This is a genomic window from Caulobacter sp. DWP3-1-3b2, assembly GCF_049896325.1.
Taxonomy (GTDB): domain Bacteria; phylum Pseudomonadota; class Alphaproteobacteria; order Caulobacterales; family Caulobacteraceae; genus Caulobacter.
On sequence record NZ_JAFCUB010000045.1, the window covers coordinates 13154 to 29718 of the forward strand.

The 16565-nt window shown below is 68.7% G+C and carries 20 protein-coding genes; 3 read left to right on the forward strand and 17 right to left on the reverse strand.

The window, feature by feature from the left end; translation table 11 throughout:
• Positions 1-60: 60 nt before the first annotated feature.
• The 12 genes from tilS to ruvC form a co-directional block, all read right to left on the reverse strand.
• On the reverse strand, positions 61-1422 hold the full coding sequence (gene tilS, locus ACP7AG_RS19600; RefSeq protein WP_426032957.1) for a tRNA lysidine(34) synthetase TilS: 1362 nt from the start codon (positions 1420-1422) through the stop codon (positions 61-63).
• Between the two features lie 47 nt (positions 1423-1469).
• Positions 1470-2312, reverse strand: coding sequence for a tol-pal system protein YbgF (ybgF, locus tag ACP7AG_RS19605; RefSeq protein WP_426032959.1), 843 nt, complete (start codon positions 2310-2312; stop codon positions 1470-1472).
• A gap of 185 nt (positions 2313-2497) precedes the next feature.
• Positions 2498-3052, reverse strand: coding sequence for a peptidoglycan-associated lipoprotein Pal (gene pal / locus ACP7AG_RS19610; protein WP_426014604.1), 555 nt, complete (start codon positions 3050-3052; stop codon positions 2498-2500).
• A gap of 198 nt (positions 3053-3250) precedes the next feature.
• Entirely contained in the window at positions 3251-4567 is a 1317-nt protein-coding gene (gene tolB, locus ACP7AG_RS19615; protein WP_426032961.1) for a Tol-Pal system beta propeller repeat protein TolB, read from the reverse strand.
• Positions 4568-4581: 14 nt separating this feature from the next.
• The gene (locus tag ACP7AG_RS19620) at positions 4582-5475 is read right to left on the reverse strand and encodes an energy transducer TonB (protein WP_426032963.1); all 894 of its coding nucleotides are present in this window, start codon (positions 5473-5475) and stop codon (positions 4582-4584) included.
• Positions 5476-5624: 149 nt separating this feature from the next.
• Positions 5625-6143: an ExbD/TolR family protein gene (locus tag ACP7AG_RS19625; RefSeq protein ID WP_426014598.1), complete on the reverse strand. Its 519-nt coding sequence runs from the start codon at positions 6141-6143 to the stop codon at positions 5625-5627.
• A gap of 4 nt (positions 6144-6147) precedes the next feature.
• Positions 6148-6846: a protein TolQ gene (tolQ, locus tag ACP7AG_RS19630; protein WP_426014596.1), complete on the reverse strand. Its 699-nt coding sequence runs from the start codon at positions 6844-6846 to the stop codon at positions 6148-6150.
• Between the two features lie 139 nt (positions 6847-6985).
• Positions 6986-7432, reverse strand: a complete 447-nt coding sequence (locus ACP7AG_RS19635) for a YbgC/FadM family acyl-CoA thioesterase (protein WP_426032965.1) — start codon at positions 7430-7432, stop codon at positions 6986-6988.
• A gap of 80 nt (positions 7433-7512) precedes the next feature.
• Entirely contained in the window at positions 7513-7956 is a 444-nt protein-coding gene (locus tag ACP7AG_RS19640) for a hypothetical protein (protein WP_426032967.1), read from the reverse strand.
• Positions 7957-8106: 150 nt separating this feature from the next.
• Positions 8107-9153 (reverse strand): Holliday junction branch migration DNA helicase RuvB, encoded by a 1047-nt coding sequence (gene ruvB / locus ACP7AG_RS19645; protein ID WP_426032969.1) that lies wholly within the window; start codon positions 9151-9153, stop codon positions 8107-8109.
• A 118-nt stretch (positions 9154-9271) separates the two neighbouring features.
• Positions 9272-9886 (reverse strand): Holliday junction branch migration protein RuvA, encoded by a 615-nt coding sequence (ruvA, locus tag ACP7AG_RS19650; protein WP_426032971.1) that lies wholly within the window; start codon positions 9884-9886, stop codon positions 9272-9274.
• Entirely contained in the window at positions 9883-10404 is a 522-nt protein-coding gene (gene ruvC, locus ACP7AG_RS19655; RefSeq protein WP_426014752.1) for a crossover junction endodeoxyribonuclease RuvC, read from the reverse strand. Before ruvC ends, ruvA begins: the two co-directional genes overlap by 4 nt.
• Before the next feature lie 136 nt (positions 10405-10540).
• On the opposite strand from ruvC, the gene ACP7AG_RS19660 reads away from it, so the two are divergent.
• A complete protein-coding gene (locus tag ACP7AG_RS19660) occupies positions 10541-11047 on the forward strand; it encodes a hypothetical protein (protein ID WP_426032973.1) in 507 nt (168 codons plus the stop codon).
• A 98-nt stretch (positions 11048-11145) separates the two neighbouring features.
• Here the strand turns inward: ACP7AG_RS19660 and ACP7AG_RS19665 are convergent, their stop codons facing one another.
• Entirely contained in the window at positions 11146-12078 is a 933-nt protein-coding gene (locus ACP7AG_RS19665) for a nucleoside hydrolase (RefSeq protein ID WP_426014586.1), read from the reverse strand.
• 217 nt (positions 12079-12295) lie between these two features.
• Positions 12296-13051 carry a YebC/PmpR family DNA-binding transcriptional regulator gene (locus ACP7AG_RS19670; protein ID WP_426014583.1) on the reverse strand — a complete coding sequence of 252 codons (756 nt, stop codon included), beginning with the start codon at positions 13049-13051 and terminating at the stop codon, positions 12296-12298.
• A gap of 201 nt (positions 13052-13252) precedes the next feature.
• On the opposite strand from ACP7AG_RS19670, the gene ACP7AG_RS19675 reads away from it, so the two are divergent.
• On the forward strand, positions 13253-13663 hold the full coding sequence (locus tag ACP7AG_RS19675) for a BA14K family protein (protein WP_426032975.1): 411 nt from the start codon (positions 13253-13255) through the stop codon (positions 13661-13663).
• Positions 13664-13711: 48 nt separating this feature from the next.
• Here ACP7AG_RS19675 and ACP7AG_RS19680 read toward each other — a convergent pair whose 3' ends face one another.
• The gene (locus ACP7AG_RS19680) at positions 13712-14125 is read right to left on the reverse strand and encodes an organic hydroperoxide resistance protein (protein ID WP_426032977.1); all 414 of its coding nucleotides are present in this window, start codon (positions 14123-14125) and stop codon (positions 13712-13714) included.
• 204 nt (positions 14126-14329) lie between these two features.
• Between ACP7AG_RS19680 and ACP7AG_RS19685 the strand changes: the two genes are divergently transcribed.
• Positions 14330-14668, forward strand: coding sequence for an endonuclease domain-containing protein (locus ACP7AG_RS19685; RefSeq protein WP_426032979.1), 339 nt, complete (start codon positions 14330-14332; stop codon positions 14666-14668).
• A 58-nt stretch (positions 14669-14726) separates the two neighbouring features.
• On the opposite strand, the gene ACP7AG_RS19690 is transcribed toward ACP7AG_RS19685, so the two are convergent.
• Both ACP7AG_RS19690 and ACP7AG_RS19695 read right to left on the reverse strand, forming a co-directional pair.
• Positions 14727-15548, reverse strand: a complete 822-nt coding sequence (locus tag ACP7AG_RS19690; protein WP_426014576.1) for a TIGR00282 family metallophosphoesterase — start codon at positions 15546-15548, stop codon at positions 14727-14729.
• Positions 15549-15554: 6 nt separating this feature from the next.
• Complete coding sequence (locus tag ACP7AG_RS19695) at positions 15555-16157, reverse strand: 5-formyltetrahydrofolate cyclo-ligase (protein WP_426032981.1); 603 nt, start codon at positions 16155-16157, stop codon at positions 15555-15557.
• Between the last annotated feature and the right edge of the window lie 408 nt (positions 16158-16565).

The following is a 16565-nucleotide window of genomic DNA, read 5'->3' on the forward strand; positions in this document are numbered from 1 at the left end:
ACGATAATCTCTGACCTTCCAAGATAGGATGGTCGGACCGGTTTCGCCACGCGCGGGATATCATGTCGCGGGTTCTTGATCGACACGGCCCGTCGCCGCACCGAAACGATCCATGACAAGACAACGCGCTCGCGCCTGATCGGTGTCTGCAAGGATCGGGCAAGTCACCCGTCCGGTGGCGTCGACGATGGCCGGCAGCGAGGCGCGCGCAGCGGCCGGAAAGCCTTTCAGGGCTTGGCGTTGCGCCGGCGGCAGGCGGGCGGCCAGGCCTTGCAGCGGGCGGACGGAGAGGCCGGGCTCTGTCGCCGTGATCTCATAACGACCGTCCCAAACCAAGGTCCTTCCCCCTAGGGGGAGGCGGTCCGCAGGACCGGTGGGGGGAGTCGTCGGGCGCGGGATCACGCCCCCCTCCGTCAACTGCGCCGACACCTCCCCCACAGGGGGAGGACTTGGGCCGCGCCGCGATTCGCCGGGTTCACGGAAGAAGCCGACGGTGTCGCGCGCCTCGATCCGCGCCCCAGCCAGGGTGGCGGTGAAGGTTTCACCGGACCTTAGCCGATCGACCAGCCGCCGCAGACGCTCGCCGCGCGGCGGGGTCGCGGTGCCGGCGGCGCACAGGCAAGCGGCGGCGACCTGGGCGGCGGGGGCGTCGCGGGGGAGGATGAGATAGCCTTCTCCTCCCCCGTGCAGCGGGGTTGGTGGCGCGGCGCCAATAGGCGACGTGACGGATGGGGCGCCAGCGGCGGCGGACGTCCCATCCGTCGGCTTCGCCGCCACCTCCCCCGTTGCGCTGCGCTCCTCGGGGGAGGAAAGCAACCGCCGCGCCCGGGCCCGGGCATAGGTCACGTCCTCATTGGCCGGATCATCCAGCCAGGTCTCGCCCCGCGCCGTCAGCCAGTCGCGGAGCTCCACGCGCCCCACCGCCAGCAAGGGTCGCAGCACGAACACCCTCCGCCCCTCTGGCCAGGCCGGCGACGGCGCCCAATCGCGGGGGTCGGACACCGTCGAGCCCTCGGCGCGCATGGCGGCGGCCTCGGCCAGATCGCCCTGAGTGTGGCCCAACAGCAGAACGCTGGCTCCGGCCTCGCGCGTGGCGTCGGCCAGCAGGGCGTGGCGGGCGGCGCGAGCGGCGGCGGGCAGGCCGGTCGCGGGTTTGTCGCCAGTCCACGACAAACCGGACGCTTTGGCGCCCAAAGCCTGGGCCTTGGCCACGGCCTGGGCGGTCCAGGCGGCGCTGGCGGGGTTGAGCTGGTGATCGACCGTCAGGCTGACCACCGCGCGGCCGTTGGCGCGGGCCCAGTCCAGGGTCAGGATCAGCAGCGCCAGACTATCGCCGCCGCCGGAGAAGCCGACGGCCAGCGGCGCGGGGGCTTTGGGCCGCAGGCGGCGGTCGAGGGCGGCGGTGAAGGGGGGGAAGGTCAAACCAAAATCCGCTCATCCCGGCCAATGCCGGGATGAGCGGAAAAAGATCAAGCCGCGCACTTGGCCTGGGCCCGGGTGGTGGCGGCCTTGGCGGTGAGGGCGGCGGGGGCCTTGGGATAGCGCTTGGCCAGCTCGTCCAGGGTCTTGCAGGCGTCGGCCGGCTTGCGCAGGGCCACCAGGGCCCGCGACAGCTTCAGCACCGCGTCGGGCGCCCAGCTGGTCTGGGGCCAGCCGCGCACCGCGCCCAGATAGGAGCCAGCGGCGTCGCCGTAAGCCTCGCGCACGAACTGGGTCTCGCCCAGCCAATAGCGCGCCTCGGGGGCCTTGGCGCTGTCCGGATAGGTCTCGACATAGCCGGAAAAGGCCGTCTCGGCGGCGCCATAGTCGCCGTCCAGCAGCAGTTGGCGGGCCTGTTTGAAGGCGGCGGTCGCGTCGCCGGGCGCGGCGGGCAAGGCGGCGGCGCTGGGCGCGGGAACGGCGGCGGCTGCGGCGGCCTGGTCGGCGAGGCGCTTTTCGAGGGCGGCCAGGCGCTGGTCCAGCGCCTCGGCGCGGGCCTTCTGGACGTCGCTGGACCGGCGAGCTTCGTCCAGGTCATGGGTCAGGGTCTCGTTGGACCCGTTCATCCGGGTGAGAGTCTGCTCCAGGTCGCCCAACTTTTCGGACAGGGCGGCGATCTGGGCGTCGGTCTCGGCGGGCTGCACGACCACCGGCTTGCCGGTGTCGCGGCCCTGAAAGACGATCGAGCGCAGCTCGCGCACCACCTTCTCCATGCGCTCCAACCGCTTGGCCGAGCGATCGTCCAGCGGGTCGGGCATCGGGGTCTGGGCCATGACCGGCGCGAAGATCGCGAGGGTCAGGACGGAGGCCAGCAAGGCGGCTTTCAGCTTCATGTCGGCGATTATGCCCCGATTGCGGACGAAAGTGCGGCCAAAACAAAAGCCATCCGCCTTTGATGGAGGAGGTTGGGTGGGGGTGACGCGCCCCCCCCGGCTGAACCGCCGCTGCACCCCTATCCCCGGCCCTTCCCCCATCAAGGGGCAAGGGGGAAGGGGCAAGGGGCAAGGGGCAAGATTATCTAGCGCGCGCCGTCGGTGATGGCGGTGCGGGCGTTGCGGTTCTTGGCCCAGCTGTCGTCGCCCGAGCCGCCGTCGATCGGCTTTTCCTTGCCATACGAAAGGGTCTCGATGCGCGCGCCCGAGACCCCCTGTGAAACCAGGAACTCGCGGACGGCGTTGGCGCGGCGGGCGCCGAGCGCCAGGTTGTATTCGCGGGTGCCGCGTTCGTCGGCATTGCCCTCGATACGCACGCGCACGGCAGGATAGCGGTTCAGCCACTGGGCCTGGGCGCCGAGCGTCGGCTGGGCGTCGCTGCGAACCTCGTAGCTGTCGGTGTCGAAATAGATCCGCTCGCCGATATTGATGACGAAATCCTGCACCGTACCGGGCAAGGCTCCGGTATTGACCGGCGAGTTCGGGCCGGTGGGCTGGCTATAGGGCGGCGTCGAAGGTTGCGAGGGCGTGGTGGTGGCGACCGGGCCCTGGGGCTTCGGCCGCGAGGCGCAGGCGGCGAGCGAGGCGGCCGCCAGACCGATCATCGCCAGTCTAGCGACGCGTTGGGTGTCGAAGCTCATCCAGTTTCTCCTCAAGTCCACGGCCAAGGCCCATACTTTATACGCGCGGAGTCTTTGTGGCGCCCCTCGAAAACGCCACCTGAACCTCACAATGGCGTCAGATTGTCGAAGGGCCACCTCGTTCACCCGGCAGGTGAACGCCAGATGAACGTCAAAAGGGCAACGCGCGGCGCCGGCTCAGGTTTCGATGATCGCGCCCTAGTCCAACAGCGGCGACCAGGCCGGGTCCGACGCCGCGCCCTGATAGGCGGCGGGGCGCAGGATGCGGCCGGTGATGTCCACGGTCCACAGTTTCGGCACGCCAGCCGGGCCCTCGCGGAAGAACATCAGCACCCGGCCGTTGGGCGCCCAGGTGGGGCCCTCGTCCAGATAGCTGGTGGTCAGCAGGCGCTCGTCGCCGCCGTCGGTCTTCATCACGCCGATATGGAACTCGCCACCGGTCTGCTTGGTGAAGGCGATGAAGTCGCCGCGCGGGCTCCAGACCGGGGTGGTGTAGCGGCCGCCGCCGTAGGAGATACGGCGCACGCCCGAGCCATCGGCGTTCATCACATAGAGCTGGGCCTGGCCGCCGCGGTCGGAATTGAAGACGATCTTGCTGCCGTCGGGCGAAAACGACGGCGAGGTGTCGATGGAGGGATCGGTGGTGATCCGGGTCGACTGGCGGGTGCGCAGGTCCAGCACATAGATGTCGCTGTTGCCGCCCTTCTCGACGGAAAAGGCGACCTTGCGGCCGTCGGGCGAGAAGCGCGGGGCGAAGACCATGCCGGGGAACTTGCCGACTGTCTCGGTGCGGGCGGTCTCCAGGTTCTGAAGATAGATGGTCGAGCCCGTGGGCCGCAGGGCCATGAAGGTGATTTCCTGGCTGGTCGCCGAGAAACGCGGGGTCATGACGATGTAGGAGCCGTCGGTCAGGTACTGCGGGTTGGCCCCGTCCTGGTCCATGATCGCCAGCTTCTTGATGCGATTGAGCTTGGTGCCGCTCTCGGCGACGAACACCACGCGGGTGTCGAAATAGCCCTTCTCGCCGGTCAGCCGCTCATAGACCGCGTCGCTGATCTTGTGGGCCACGCGCCGCCAGTTCTCGGCGGTGGAGGTAAACTGCAGGCCCAGCAGCTGCTGCTGGCTGAAGGTGTCCCACAGGCGGAAGTCGACGCGCAGCACGCCATCGGCGCCCACCGTCACCTGGCCGTTGATCAGGGCCTGGGCCCCGGTCGCCTGCCAGTCGGGGAAGCGCGGCTGGACATTTACGTCGGTCAGCTTGTCGGCGACATTGGCGACGTTCAGCGGCTGGAACAGCCCAGAGCGCTCGAGATTGCCGGTGATGACCTGGGCGATGTCGGCCCCGCGGCCGCCGGCCCCGGAGAAGGCCGGGATGGCGACCGGCAGCGGCTTGACCGCGCCCTTGTCGATATCGACCTCGATCTGGGCCCGGGCGATCGACGGGGCGAGCGCGATCGTGGAGACGGCCAGGACGGCGGCGGTCGCCAAGCTCGAGAAGAGGGTCTTGAGGTTCATGCGTCGTGTCCTCCCTATCGCGCCGCGCAAGCGTCGCGCGCCTTGAAGTTCAAATTGAGTTGCTGGCCATAATAGTCCGGCGGCAAGCCCTCGAAGGGCGCCGATTGATAGACCGCCCGGATCGCCCGCTCGGCGGCGGCCTGGGTCATGGAATCGACCGCGCCGGTGACGGTGTTGCTGCTGGACTGGCCGGTCGAGGTGACCCGGCCCACCGCGCCGCCGCCGGTCAGAATGTCGGCGGTGACCTTGTCGATGATCCGGCCGGACGGCAGCAGCTTGAAGCCGACCCGCACCTGCACGCTGGCGCCGCCTTCGACCTCGCAATTGGGGTTCCAGCGGCGCTGGATCTCGTCCTTCATGCCGGCGATGGCGGCGGCCTGCAGGCCGGTCATCGCCCCGGCCCCGGGACGGGCCTGGGTGGCGGTTTCCGAGCGGGTCGGGCCCTTGGCGGCGTTGGCCACCACCCTGCCGGCCGCCCTGGGCGTCTTGGCCAGGGTCTTTTCCAGCGAGGCGAAAAAGTCGGGCTCGGGCTTGGCGGGCTTTGCCGGCTTGGGGGGCGTCGGCGGCTTCGGGGTGGGCGGCTTGGGCGTGGGGGTCGGGGTGGGGGTTGGCTTTGGCGGAGCAGGCGCAGGCGTCGGCGTCGGCGCGGGCACGGGGGCCGGCGGCTGCGGATCGGCCTCGGGGACCGGGTCCTCGGTCTGGGCGACCTGGTCCTGCGGCGCTTCGAGCGCCGGGCGGACATTGGTCGGGCTTTCGGTGACGAGGGTCACCGGCACGCTCTCGCCGATGATGATCGGCTTGGGCGGCTTGGCCGGCAGGCCGACCAGGATCGCCGCGACCATCAGGCCATGCAGGATGACCGAGCCGACCAAGGCGGGGGAGGTGTTGTTGCGGTCGTGGCGGCTCATGAGGGGCCACCCCAATTCCACTCATCCCGGCGAAGGCCGGGACCCAAGCCGAGCTTGGGGTTTCGTGCTGAGTTCGGACCGCCAATCCCGCTTGGGTCCCGGCCTTCGCCGGGATGAGTGGAGAGAAAGGGGCCGGGCACTGCCGAATCCTACTGCGCTGGGCGCAACGCGCCGGCGCCGCTCGCGGCGGCCTTCGGCGCGACGCCCGAAGACGGCCCGCCGGTGTCGGTCAGCAAGTTGATCTTGCTGAAGCCGGCGTTGGACAGCGCCGCCATCACTTGGGCCACCGTAGCGTAGTTGGCCTTGCCGTCGGCCCGCACGAAGATCGGCTTGTCATAGCCGTCGCCGGCGACGGCGTTCAGGCGCGGGGCCAGGTCGGCGAAGGGCACGGGGGCCTCGCCCACGAAGGTCGAGCCGTCGGCCTTGATCGAGACGGTGATCGGCTCCTGCTGGTTCTGCAGGGCGGCGGCCTCGGTCTTGGGCAGTTCCAGCGGCACGCCGGCGGTCAGCAGCGGCGCGCTGATCATGAAGATGATCAGCAGCACCAGCATCACGTCGACCAGCGGCGTGACATTGATCTCCGACAGGGCGCCCTTGCCCCGGCGGCCGCGACGACGGCGACCGCGACGGCCGCCGGTGGCGAAGGCGTCATTGGCTGACATCGCCATGAGGCTAGACCCGCTCGCTCAGGCGACGCTGGATGGCCGTCGACAGGTCGTCGGCGAAGTTCTCCAGCCGGCCCGCGTACTTGCCGGCGTCGGTCGAGAACTTGTTGTAGGCGATATAGGCCGGAATGGCGGCAATCAGGCCGATGGCGGTGGCGAACAACGCCTCGGCGATCGACGGCGCCACCACGGCCAGCGAGGTGTTCTTCGACAGGGCGATGCTCTGGAAGGCGTGCATGATGCCCCACACCGTGCCGAACAGGCCGATGAACGGGCTGGCGGTGGCGACGATGGCCAGGCTGCCCAGGCCCTCCTCGGCCTTGCCGGTCTCGCGCGAGATCAGCGTGTCCATCATCCGGTCAATGCGCTGGATCAGGAAGGCGGCCTGGCTCTCGCCGATCGGACCCTTGGCCTTGGCGTCGCGCCATTCCTTCAGGGCCGACTGCAGCATGCGCGGCAGGGGATGGCGCGGATTGGCCCCGGCCTGGGCGGCGACCTCCTCCAGCCCCTGGCCGGAACCGACCTGGTCCTCGAACCGGTTGGCGGCGCCGTTCAACGCGGCGAAGCGGAACAGCTTGTCGATGATCACCGCCCATGAGCCCAGCGAGGCCAGGATCAGGCCGATCATCACCGCCTTGACCACCCAGTCGGCCTGGAGGAACAGCGAGATGAAGGAAAAGCTCTGGGGGCCTGCGGCGGCGTCCATGCGGGGTCAGCTCCGTCGGGGCGTCTAATCGTAGGAGCAGGTCATAGCGCACCCGCTCAGGTTCCGTTGCGCCTTACTGGCATGAAGCGGCGCAATGGTGAAACTATGACGCCTGGCGGGCGGGATGGTTTTTGATTGCTCAAGCTTGAACCTCAAGCCACGGCGCGAGCTTGGCCGCCATCTCCGGCGCGGGCTTGCGCGGCCGGCCGCCCAGGGTGATGCACACCGCCTCGCCCGCCGCCTGGGCGATCAGGTCATCGCCACGCGTAAGCGTCTGGCTGAAGAACAGCCGCACGCCCTTGATCCGGTCATAACAAGTGCGCACCAGAAGGGCGTCGTCGACCCGCGCTGCCTTCTTGAAGTCCAGCGCCATACGGGTGATCGCGAAGGCCGTATCGACCGCCGCCAGCTCGGTGTGCGAAATCCCCACCAGCCGAAAGAAGTCGCTCCGCCCGCGCTCGAAATAGCGCAGATAATTGGCGTGATAGACGAGGCCGGAGAAGTCGGTGTCCTCGTAGTATATGCGCACCGGCAGTCGGTGCTCGCGGCCCTCGAAAACGCCGGCGGTGGGTTCAGGGTAAGTCATGGTCCTGCTCTCGGTCACCGGAGCGGCTTCCGATTTTCGCTGGCCGGAGTCCAGCCCTTCGGCGCTTCCTGCTCGACCGATCATTCCCGTGCCTCTCGGATCGGTCCGGCGTCGAGCAACTCCGTCGCATAGTTGAGAAGGGCGATACGCTCCTGCGCTAGGCCCCAGCGGAGGAGATTGGGCAACGCGAACGCCAGGCCCGCGAAAGCCAACGCTCCGAACAGGTTGAACCAGAGCGAACCTAGGCCGCCGCCAAATGGAGGATAGCCCCCCTTTGCGATAGTCCTGATCAGACCGGGTACGGTCAGAAGCGGCAGCAAAGCCGCGATCCTCCACACCTTGAAGAACGTGCGCGCGTCGCGGCGCTGGGGCATACGGCATTTCACCGTGCTTCCGCCGTTGTTTGCGATCCACTCCATGCGAAGTGGCGTCGGCGTACTCCGCGGGCTCGTCGGCTGCTGGTAGAGCCTGGCCTCGTCCGCGCCGACCATCCCGATGGTGGGTTTCGCCGTGGCTTCACCCATGCGACCGATATTCTGGGTCAAACGTTCAACGATCTCGGCCGGCGATAGGGGCGACTGGAAAATCCAGACGTTCGGACGCCCGCCGCCAGGTGGTCCGGATCGTTCGCCTGGCTTTGAGCCTTCCAGCACGTCTCGCCCCACGTCTTCCCCTCACTCTTCCCCAAACAGCCCGCCCTGCACGATCTTCGGCACGCTCACCGGCTCCTGCAAGCCCAGGTGCAGATAAGCCTTGCCACAGGCCATCCGCCCGCGCGGGGTGCGCTGGATGAAGCCCTGCTGCATCAGATAGGGCTCGATGACGTCCTCGACCGCGTCGCGGGCCTCGGCGATGGCGTAGGCCAGGGTCTCGACGCCGGCCGGGCCGCCGCCATAGTTCTCGATCAGGGCCCGCAGGTAGCGGCGGTCGAGAGAATCCAATCCGAGTTCGTCGACTTCAAGCCGCGCCAGGGCCATGCCGGCCGCCTTGCGGTCGATGACGCTGGCGCCGTCGGCCTCGGCGAAGTCGCGCACCCGGCGCAGCAGGCGGCCGGCGACCCGGGGCGTGCCCCGCGCCCGGGCGGCGATCTCGGCGGCGCCCTCCTCGTTCAGCGGCGCACCCATCTTGCGGGCGGCGCCCAGCAGCACGAGCTGCAGCTCCTTGGGCGTGTAGAATTCCAGGCGGATAGGGATGCCGAAACGGTCGCGCAGCGGCGTCGCCAGCATGCCCGCCCGCGTCGTCGCCGCCACCAGGGTGAAGGGCGCCAGGTCGATGCGGATCGAGCGGGCCGAGGGTCCCTCGCCGATGACCAGGTCCAGCACATGGTCCTCCATGGCCGGATAGAGGATCTCCTCCACGGTTGAGGGCAGGCGGTGGATTTCGTCGATGAACAGGACGTCGTTGGCTTCCAGATTGGTCAGGATCGCCGCCAGGTCGCCGGCCTTGTTGAGCACCGGGCCGGAGGTGGCGCGGAAATTGACGCCCAGCTCGCGGGCCACGATCTGGGCCAGGGTGGTCTTGCCCAGACCCGGCGGGCCAAACAGCAGCACATGGTCTAGAGCCTCGCCCCGGCCCTTGGCGGCCTCGATGAAGATCCGCAGATTGGCCTTGGCCTGCTCCTGGCCGACGAATTCGGCCAGGGTCTGCGGGCGCAGGGCGCGGTCGCTGGAGGTGGGGATCTGCTCTTGGGGCTGGGCCTCGCCGGAGATGATGCGGGTCATATCCCCCCTCCGTCGGCTGCGCCGACACCTCGCCCACAGGGGGAGGACTTAGGGGCGCAAATCCTCCCCCTCTGGGGGAGGTGGCCCGAAGGGCCGGTGGGGGGAGTGAGACGAACGCTCACCGCCCCAACTCCTGCAGTCCCGCCTTGATCAGCGCCTGGACCGTCGCCTCCTCGCCCAGCCTGGCCGCCGCCGCCTCGACCACCCGGCGGGCGTTGACCTCGGCCACGCCCAGGCCCATCAGCGCCGCCACGGCGTCGCCGGTCGGGGCCGGCTTGGCGGGGGCCGACGCTACGGCGCCCGGCGCGGTCATCAAGACCGGCCCGTCGGTGATCGGCTTGCCCTTCAACTCGGTGACGATCCGCAGGGCGAGCTTGGGCCCCACGCCCGACGCCCGCCCAACGGCGGCCTTGTCCTCGCGCGCCACGGCGCTGGCCAGCTCGGCCGGTGACAGCACGTCCAGCACGGCCATGGCCGCCTTGGGTCCCACGCCCTGGATGGCCTGCAGCAGCACGAAGGCCCGGCGGTCCTCGCGGGCGCCAAACCCATAGAGGCGCAAGCCGGCGCTTTCGCTCCACTGGCTCTCGATGTGCAACAGGGCCTCCTCGCCGAGGGCCGGAAGCCGCTGCAAAGTCCGCGACCCGCAGCGCACGACATAGCCGACGCCCATGACGTCGATCAGCGCCTCTTCCTCGCCGATCTCGGCGACGGCGCCCCTCAGTCGACCGATCATGCGACCCTCCGGTTGGCGATCCGCAGGTTGGCGTGGGTGATGGCGACGGCCAGGGCGTCGGCGCAGTCGGCCGTGGTCTTGCCGGCCGTCGGCAGCAGGCGGGCGATCATGAAGCCGATCTGGGCCTTGTCGGCCGCCCCGGTGCCGACCACCGCCTTCTTGACCAGGCGGGTGGAATATTCGGCGACCAGAAGCCCGGCGCGGGCGGGGGCGATTAGGGCGGCGGCGCGGGCGTGGCCCAGTTTCAGGGTGGATTGGGCGTTGGTGTTGAGGAACACCTCCTCCACCGCCGCCTCGTCGGGGCGGTGCTCTTCGATCACCGCGCAGATGCCCTCGAACAGCCAGAGCAGGCGCGAAGCGAAGTCGGCCTTGTCGTCCGGGGCGATCACCCCGTGGGCGACATGGCCCATGCGCGAACCCTCGATGGTGATCACGCCCCAGCCGGTGCGGCGCAGACCGGGATCGAGGCCCAGGATTCGGATCGGGATGCGATTCGCGTTCATCATGTGTTCTCGCACCATCGCCTGTCTTGCCCGTCAGGAAAAGGCGCGACTTGCCTTACAAAACCTTAATCCGCGCTAGAGAACCCAGGGTTGCCAAGACGCGGCTCCCAGCACACAAGAACGCTTCCGTCGCGTGTGGGGGCGCTTTGCGATGGCAGCCATCGTTTTCCTTTCCTTTTTCGCCGCCGCCTGGTGGGTCGGCGGCGTGCAGTTTGGTCACGCGCCGGTCGGCCTGGCCCTGGTGGGACCCGTGATTTCCGTCCTGCTGGTCGTCTTTGCGCGCGGCCGGCTGAAGGGCGAGCCCGCTCGCGCCCCCGCCGACAAGAAGCGGGCGGGCCGCGTGCTCGCCCTGGCCGGGGCCGGCGAGGGCCTGGCGATGTTCGTGGCCGCCAACGTGCTGCTCAATCTGGGCCGGCTGGACGATCTGTTCCCGGTCTGCGCGGTCATCGTCGGCCTGCACTTCCTGCCCCTGGCCAAGTGGATCCCGGCCCCGATCTACTATGTCACCGGCCTGCTGCTGGTGCTGATCGGCCTGGGGGGCCTGGCCCTCGATGCCGCTCACCGGCCGCTGGCGATCGGCTTGGCTGCGGCGGTGGTGCTGTGGGGCAGTTGCCTCGCCCGGCTGGTTAAGCCGGCGGCGCGCGCGGTTCCGGCCTAGAGCATCGCGCGGAAAAGTGGCCACCGGTTTTCCGCAAAAGCGATGCTAAAACAAAAGTCTAGAGCAAGCCGTGCGACTCCTACATCGCGCGGCTTGCTCTAGGCCGGGCTCAGCACCGGCTGGCAGAACAGCCGCTCCAGCAGCAGGCGCTCGACCGCCAGGGCCTCGACGGCGACGCAGACCTCGGCATTGGGCTCGCCTTCGATCCGCTGCAACCGGCCCATGCCCGCGCCATCGGTGATGACCCGCACGCGCGCCGGCTCGAAGCCGAACAGCCGAGGCGCGATCAGGCTGACGGCGGCCACCGCGTCGTGAGGATGGCAGCCGTCGATCCCCCAGGCCTTGTGGTGAAAGGCGGCATAGGGACCCAGCGCCCGGTTCAGCCGGACCGACAAGGGTGTGCCGCAACTGGCCGCGCCGGCCGCCATGGCCTCCAGGGTCAGGGTCACCTGGGAGGTGATGTCCAGCGGAATGAGGCGCGGAGCGACCCCGGCCGCCAGCACTCGAGCCAGGGCATCGGCGTCGCTCCAGCTGTTGAAGTCGGCGCCGCCGGCCGCCTTGCCCTCGACCGCGAAGGCTCCGGCCATCACCGTCGGACCCCAGCCGCGAAAGGCGCCGGGCTCCTCCAACAGGCCTTGGGCGAGATTGGTCAGCGGGCCCAGGAACAGACCCGTCAGCTTGCGGCGCGCGCAATAGGCCAGCAGGCTGGCGCCGTGGCCGTGGTCCAGTTCCGGCAGCTTCCAGCGCTGCGAAAAACCCGCGCCGTTCAGGCCGTCGACGCCATGGGCCGGTCGCATCCGTTCGACCCGCCGCTTGGCCAGGCCCGAGCCGGCGCCGATATAGACCTCGGCCGCGCAGCCCGCGAGCCGCAGCACGCCCCGGGCGTTGGCTGCGGCCTGGTCGACATAGGTGTTGCCGAACACCGCCGACACCGAGACCACGTCAACCGCGTCGGGCGCGCGCGCCAGCAGGGCCAGGGCCAGGGCGTCGTCCACGCCGCAGTCGGTGTCGATGTGCAGGCGCAACGGCATGGGGGGAGTGTAGCGCGGTCGGCCTCGTCGCGGAAAGTCCGAGACGCAAAATCCCTCTCCCCTTGCGGGAGAGGGGGGGCCGCGAAGCGGGTCGGGTGAGGGGTCGAAGACCGCCTAACGCCGCGCCCAGCGGTGAGGACGAACGCCGCGTCAGATGTCTGAGAGACCCCTCATCCGTCGGCTTCGCGACACCTTCTCCCGCAAGGGGATAAGGAAATCACCCCAGCCTCGCCACGTCCTCGTCGCTGATCTCTTCGTTGGAATAGACCGCCTGGACGTCGTCGTCGTCGTTGAGGGCGTCGAGCAGTTTCATCAGGGTGACCACGGCCTCGCCGGTGACGGGCACCTGCATCTTTGGGCGCCAGGCGATCTTGGTGTTGGAGGCCGGGCCGAACTTGGCTTCCAGGGCGGCGGCGACCTCGTTGAGGCTTTCGAAGGCGGTATAGACCGTGTGGCCCTCGCCCTCCTCGTCCATGTCCGACACCACGTCGTCGGCGCCGGCCTCGATGGCGGCCTCCATCATGGCGTCTTCGCTGGCGGCCTTCGCGGGGTACGAGACCTGGCCGACGCGGTCATAGTTGAAGGCCACCGAGTTGGTGGCGCCCATGTTTCCGCCCAGCTTGGTGAAGTAGGAGCGAACATTGGCGGCGGCGCGGTTCTTGTTGTCGGTCAGCACCTCGACGATGACGCCGACGCCGCCGGCCGCCACGCCTTCGTAGCGGATTTCGGCATAGTCGGCCGCGTCGCCCATCTGCGACTTCTTGATCGCCCGGTCGATGACGTCCTTGGGCAGGCTCTCGGCCTTGGCGTTGTTGACCGCCAGGCGCAGGCGCGGGTTCATGTTGGGGTCGGGCAAGCCAGCCTTGGCGGCCACGGTGATTTCCCGCGACAGCTTGGAAAACAGCTTGGAGCGCGCGGCGTCGGCGCGGCCCTTGCGGTGCATGATGTTCTTGAATTTCGAGTGGCCGGCCATTCGGAGGCTCTTCTCTGATCTGGAATGGAAAGGTAGGGCGCGCTTCTACCGTCTGAAACGGGGTTTTGTCACCCCGCGTCGCTTCGGAAGCCGCTCGCCGGCTGGAACCGCGCCCCGGCCCAGCGGTTGAGGTGGGGCGTCCCTATCGCGATCAGGCTCCCCCGGACGCCGCCGCGTCTTCGGGCGCCAGGAGCCAAGATCATGCGCAACTTCATGCTTGTCGCCGTCTCGACGGCGCTACTGGCGGCGACGCCCCTGGCGGTGTTCGCCCAAAGCAGCCAGCCGATGGGACCGCCCGGCGACCGCCACCCCGCGCCCAGTTCCAATTCGCCCATGGGGTCCATGGGCTCATCCAACATGGATCATCAAGACCATAGCCAGGATCGCGGCATGGGCCACGACATGGATCGCGGCGACCACATGGGCCGGGGCGACTATGGCCGCTGGGACGATCATTGGGGCTCGCGCCCGCCGCACCCGCCCAAGTCCTACTCGCGCCATGCCAATTGGTACCAGCATGTGCGCGCCTGCCAGACCCGCTATCGCAGCTACAATTCGCGCACCGACACCTACGTCGTTCGTCGCGGCGTCGTGGCCCGCTGCCGGCTGTAGCCTGGCGCTCAAATAGGGCCTCCCGCACAGGGGACGGAACTTTCGGCGTCACGCCACCTTCAGCTCGACCTCGATATTGCCGCGCGTCGCTTTCGAATAGGGGCAGACCTCGTGGGCGGCGTGCAGAATTTTCAGCGCCGTCTCGGCGTCGAGATCGGGCGCGTTGAGCATCAAGCGTACGCCGACGTGGAAGCTGGTGTCGTCCTTGATCAGGTCAACCTCGACGTCCAGGCTGTGCTCACCCAGCTTGACGCCCTGGCTGCGGGCCACCAAGCCCAGCGCGCCGAGGAAACAGGCCCCATATCCGGCCGCGAACAATTGCTCGGGATTGGTCCCCTCGCCATCGCCGCCCATCGACTTGGGATAGCCCAGCTTGACGTCCAGATGGCCGTCGTCGGTCCTGGCCGTGCCTTGACGGCCGCCGATTGCGTGGGCGTGAGCGGTATAGATGGCGTCGGTCATGGGAAGCTCCTGGGGCGGACAAGGTTGCGCGGCGATTGTTGGCCGAAGGCGTGACGGACACAAGCGTGGCTGAATGAAACCCTCTCCCGGAGGGGCGAGGGAGGGGCCCGCCGCAGAGCGGTGGGAGGGTGAGGGGTGACGCCGTTAAAGTGAAACCCTGGTTACTTTGCTTGCCACAGCCGCAGACAAGGCCAAGCTCGTTCCATGGATCCGATCGCAACCGCTCGCCGTCTGAGACGCGGCCAAACCCTGGCCGAGGAAAAGCTATGGACGATCGTTCGTGGCCGTCGCCTCGGGGGCTACAAGTTTCGCCGCCAGGTTCCGATCGATCATTACTTCGCCGACTTTACCTGCCGGGACGCGCATCTAATCGTCGAGCTCGATGGTCCAACCCATGAAGGCCGCGAAGACCATGACGCTCTGCGCACCGAGGCGCTGCAGCGCTGCGGCTATCGGGTCCTACGGTTCGGCAACGAGGTCGTACTTGCCGACCCAGGCGGCGTCGTCGAGGCCACAGGCGCGGCGCTCCGGTTGACGGCGTGACCCCTCACCCTCCCACGCTTCGCGCGGGCCCCTCCCTCTCCCCTCCGGGAGAGGGCCGTCAAACCTCCGGCACCGTCTCCTTCAGACGCCCGCCCATGCGGATCGGCTCGACCCGGACCGCCAGGCCCGTGCGGTCGTCGGTCTCGACGAACACGCCGCAGATCGTCGCCGGACCGCTGGCGGGCTGGTAGCGGCCGCCGCTGATCTTGGTGGTGAAGCGCCGCAGGGGCTCTTCCTTCTGGTTGCCGATCACGCTGTCATAGTCGGCGCAGGCCCCGGCGTCGGTCTGGTAGGCGGTGCCGCCCGGCAGGATCTGGGCGTCGGCGGTGGGCACGTGGGTGTGGGTGCCGACCACCAGCGAGGCGCGGCCGTCGCAATAGTGGCCCATGGCCATCTTTTCGGAGGTGGCCTCGCAGTGCATGTCGACCACCACCGCGTCGGCCACCTGACCCAGCGGCGCCTTGTCCAGCTCGCGGTCGGCGGCGGCGAAGGGGTCGTCCATGGCGTCCATGTGCACCCGGCCCAGCAGGTTGATGACCATGATCGTCCGGCCGCCCTCGGTCTGGAACAGGTGGCTGCCCTTGCCCGGCGCGTCCGACAGGGCCGGATAGTTGGCCGGACGGATCAGCCGCGGTTCGCGGACGATGTAGGTCAGCGCCTCACGCTGGTCCCAGCTGTGGTTGCCCAGCGTCAGGCAGTCGGCCCCGGCCTCGAACAGCTCGCGGGCGGTGTTTTCTGTGATGCCGAAGCCGGCGGCGGCGTTTTCGGCGTTGACGATCACGAACTCCAGCTGGAGATGGCGACGCAGGGCGGGCAGATGGTCGGACAGGCCGTCGCGGCCGGACTTGCCGACGACATCCCCGAAGAAGGCAAAGCGCATGCGGAATTAGTCCTTTCGGACCGCGATATACGCGCTTTCGGTCAGGATGGCGTCCAATCGTTGGTCGTGGGGTTCGACAGGCAGGCCGTGTGTCTCCTGGCCCACATAGCCCAGCCCCAGCATGAACACGTCGCCCCTGGCCCGCAGCGCCTCCAGCGCCCGGTCGTAATAGCCTCCGCCCTGCCCCAGCCGGCGACCTTCGCGGTCGAAAGCCAGCAGCGGCGTGATGACCAGGTCGGGATCGAGCGCGGGCTTGACCGGCTCGGGCGCGTTCATGCCGGCCTCGTCGCGGGTCAGCGTGTCGCCCGGCGTCCATTGGCGGAAGACCATCGGGCCGTTCTCCGCTTCCACGCGGGGCAAGGCCAGGGCCCAGCCTTGCTCGAGCAACCAGGCGGCCAGATGGCGGCGGGGGTCGATCTCGGCGCCGACGCCGGCATAGAGCGCCGCGACCTTGCCGGCCGGATCGGGGAAGCGGGCGCTCAGGGGGCTCCGCGCCACCTCGACAATCCTCCAGTCGGCTTCAGGGTGCTCAAGGGCCAGCGCCTTGCGGCGGTTGCGGACCAGCAGGCGCAGGGCGGCCTTGGCGACGGCGGGATCTTTGATGGCCATCAGGCCTATATGAGGGAAGGTGGCGGCGCCGTGAAGAACCGTGAAGACGTTTCAATCCACTCGAACCTGGTTTGACAGGTGGGCGTCGTGTTCCCGCAGCCACGGCCACGGGAGGGAACAACTCCCTAGAGGTAGATTACGGTCCCTGGGAATAGAAATCTTCGACGAGGGCCACAGCAGACCCGCCACTGAGGAACATAGGCGTTCACAGGGTGGATAGCCAGTGCGCGCTGTGACGCGGAGACGTAAATCCTCCCCCTGTGGGCTAGCAGATTCACACATGTCTGATGGCGGCCTGTAAGTTAGCCAGGGTCCAGCCGCATTTGCGGTCCTGGAGGCTGCGCCAACCGCGTAGCATGACGATGGGGCCGGGCTTGCCGTAGTAGCCGGTCCAGCCGCCCAGTCGGG

Bases quoted from the DNA above. Each gene is read 5' to 3' on its own strand.
- ybgF (WP_426032959.1), bottom strand. From the start codon at position 2,312: ATGAAGCTGAAAGCCGCCTTGCTGGCCTCCGTCCTGACCCTCGCGATC.
- pal (WP_426014604.1), bottom strand. From the start codon at position 3,052: ATGAGCTTCGACACCCAACGCGTCGCTAGACTGGCGATGATCGGTCTG.
- tolB (WP_426032961.1), bottom strand. From the start codon at position 4,567: ATGAACCTCAAGACCCTCTTCTCGAGCTTGGCGACCGCCGCCGTCCTG.
- ACP7AG_RS19620 (WP_426032963.1), bottom strand. From the start codon at position 5,475: ATGAGCCGCCACGACCGCAACAACACCTCCCCCGCCTTGGTCGGCTCG.
- ACP7AG_RS19625 (WP_426014598.1), bottom strand. From the start codon at position 6,143: ATGGCGATGTCAGCCAATGACGCCTTCGCCACCGGCGGCCGTCGCGGT.
- tolQ (WP_426014596.1), bottom strand. From the start codon at position 6,846: ATGGACGCCGCCGCAGGCCCCCAGAGCTTTTCCTTCATCTCGCTGTTC.
- ACP7AG_RS19635 (WP_426032965.1), bottom strand. From the start codon at position 7,432: ATGACTTACCCTGAACCCACCGCCGGCGTTTTCGAGGGCCGCGAGCAC.
- ACP7AG_RS19640 (WP_426032967.1), bottom strand. From the start codon at position 7,956: ATGGGTGAAGCCACGGCGAAACCCACCATCGGGATGGTCGGCGCGGAC.
- ruvB (WP_426032969.1), bottom strand. From the start codon at position 9,153: ATGACCCGCATCATCTCCGGCGAGGCCCAGCCCCAAGAGCAGATCCCC.
- ruvA (WP_426032971.1), bottom strand. From the start codon at position 9,886: ATGATCGGTCGACTGAGGGGCGCCGTCGCCGAGATCGGCGAGGAAGAG.
- ACP7AG_RS19660 (WP_426032973.1), top strand. From the start codon at position 10,541: ATGGCAGCCATCGTTTTCCTTTCCTTTTTCGCCGCCGCCTGGTGGGTC.
- ACP7AG_RS19665 (WP_426014586.1), bottom strand. From the start codon at position 12,078: ATGCCGTTGCGCCTGCACATCGACACCGACTGCGGCGTGGACGACGCC.
- ACP7AG_RS19670 (WP_426014583.1), bottom strand. From the start codon at position 13,051: ATGGCCGGCCACTCGAAATTCAAGAACATCATGCACCGCAAGGGCCGC.
- ACP7AG_RS19675 (WP_426032975.1), top strand. From the start codon at position 13,253: ATGCGCAACTTCATGCTTGTCGCCGTCTCGACGGCGCTACTGGCGGCG.
- ACP7AG_RS19680 (WP_426032977.1), bottom strand. From the start codon at position 14,125: ATGACCGACGCCATCTATACCGCTCACGCCCACGCAATCGGCGGCCGT.
- ACP7AG_RS19685 (WP_426032979.1), top strand. From the start codon at position 14,330: ATGGATCCGATCGCAACCGCTCGCCGTCTGAGACGCGGCCAAACCCTG.
- ACP7AG_RS19690 (WP_426014576.1), bottom strand. From the start codon at position 15,548: ATGCGCTTTGCCTTCTTCGGGGATGTCGTCGGCAAGTCCGGCCGCGAC.
- ACP7AG_RS19695 (WP_426032981.1), bottom strand. From the start codon at position 16,157: ATGGCCATCAAAGATCCCGCCGTCGCCAAGGCCGCCCTGCGCCTGCTG.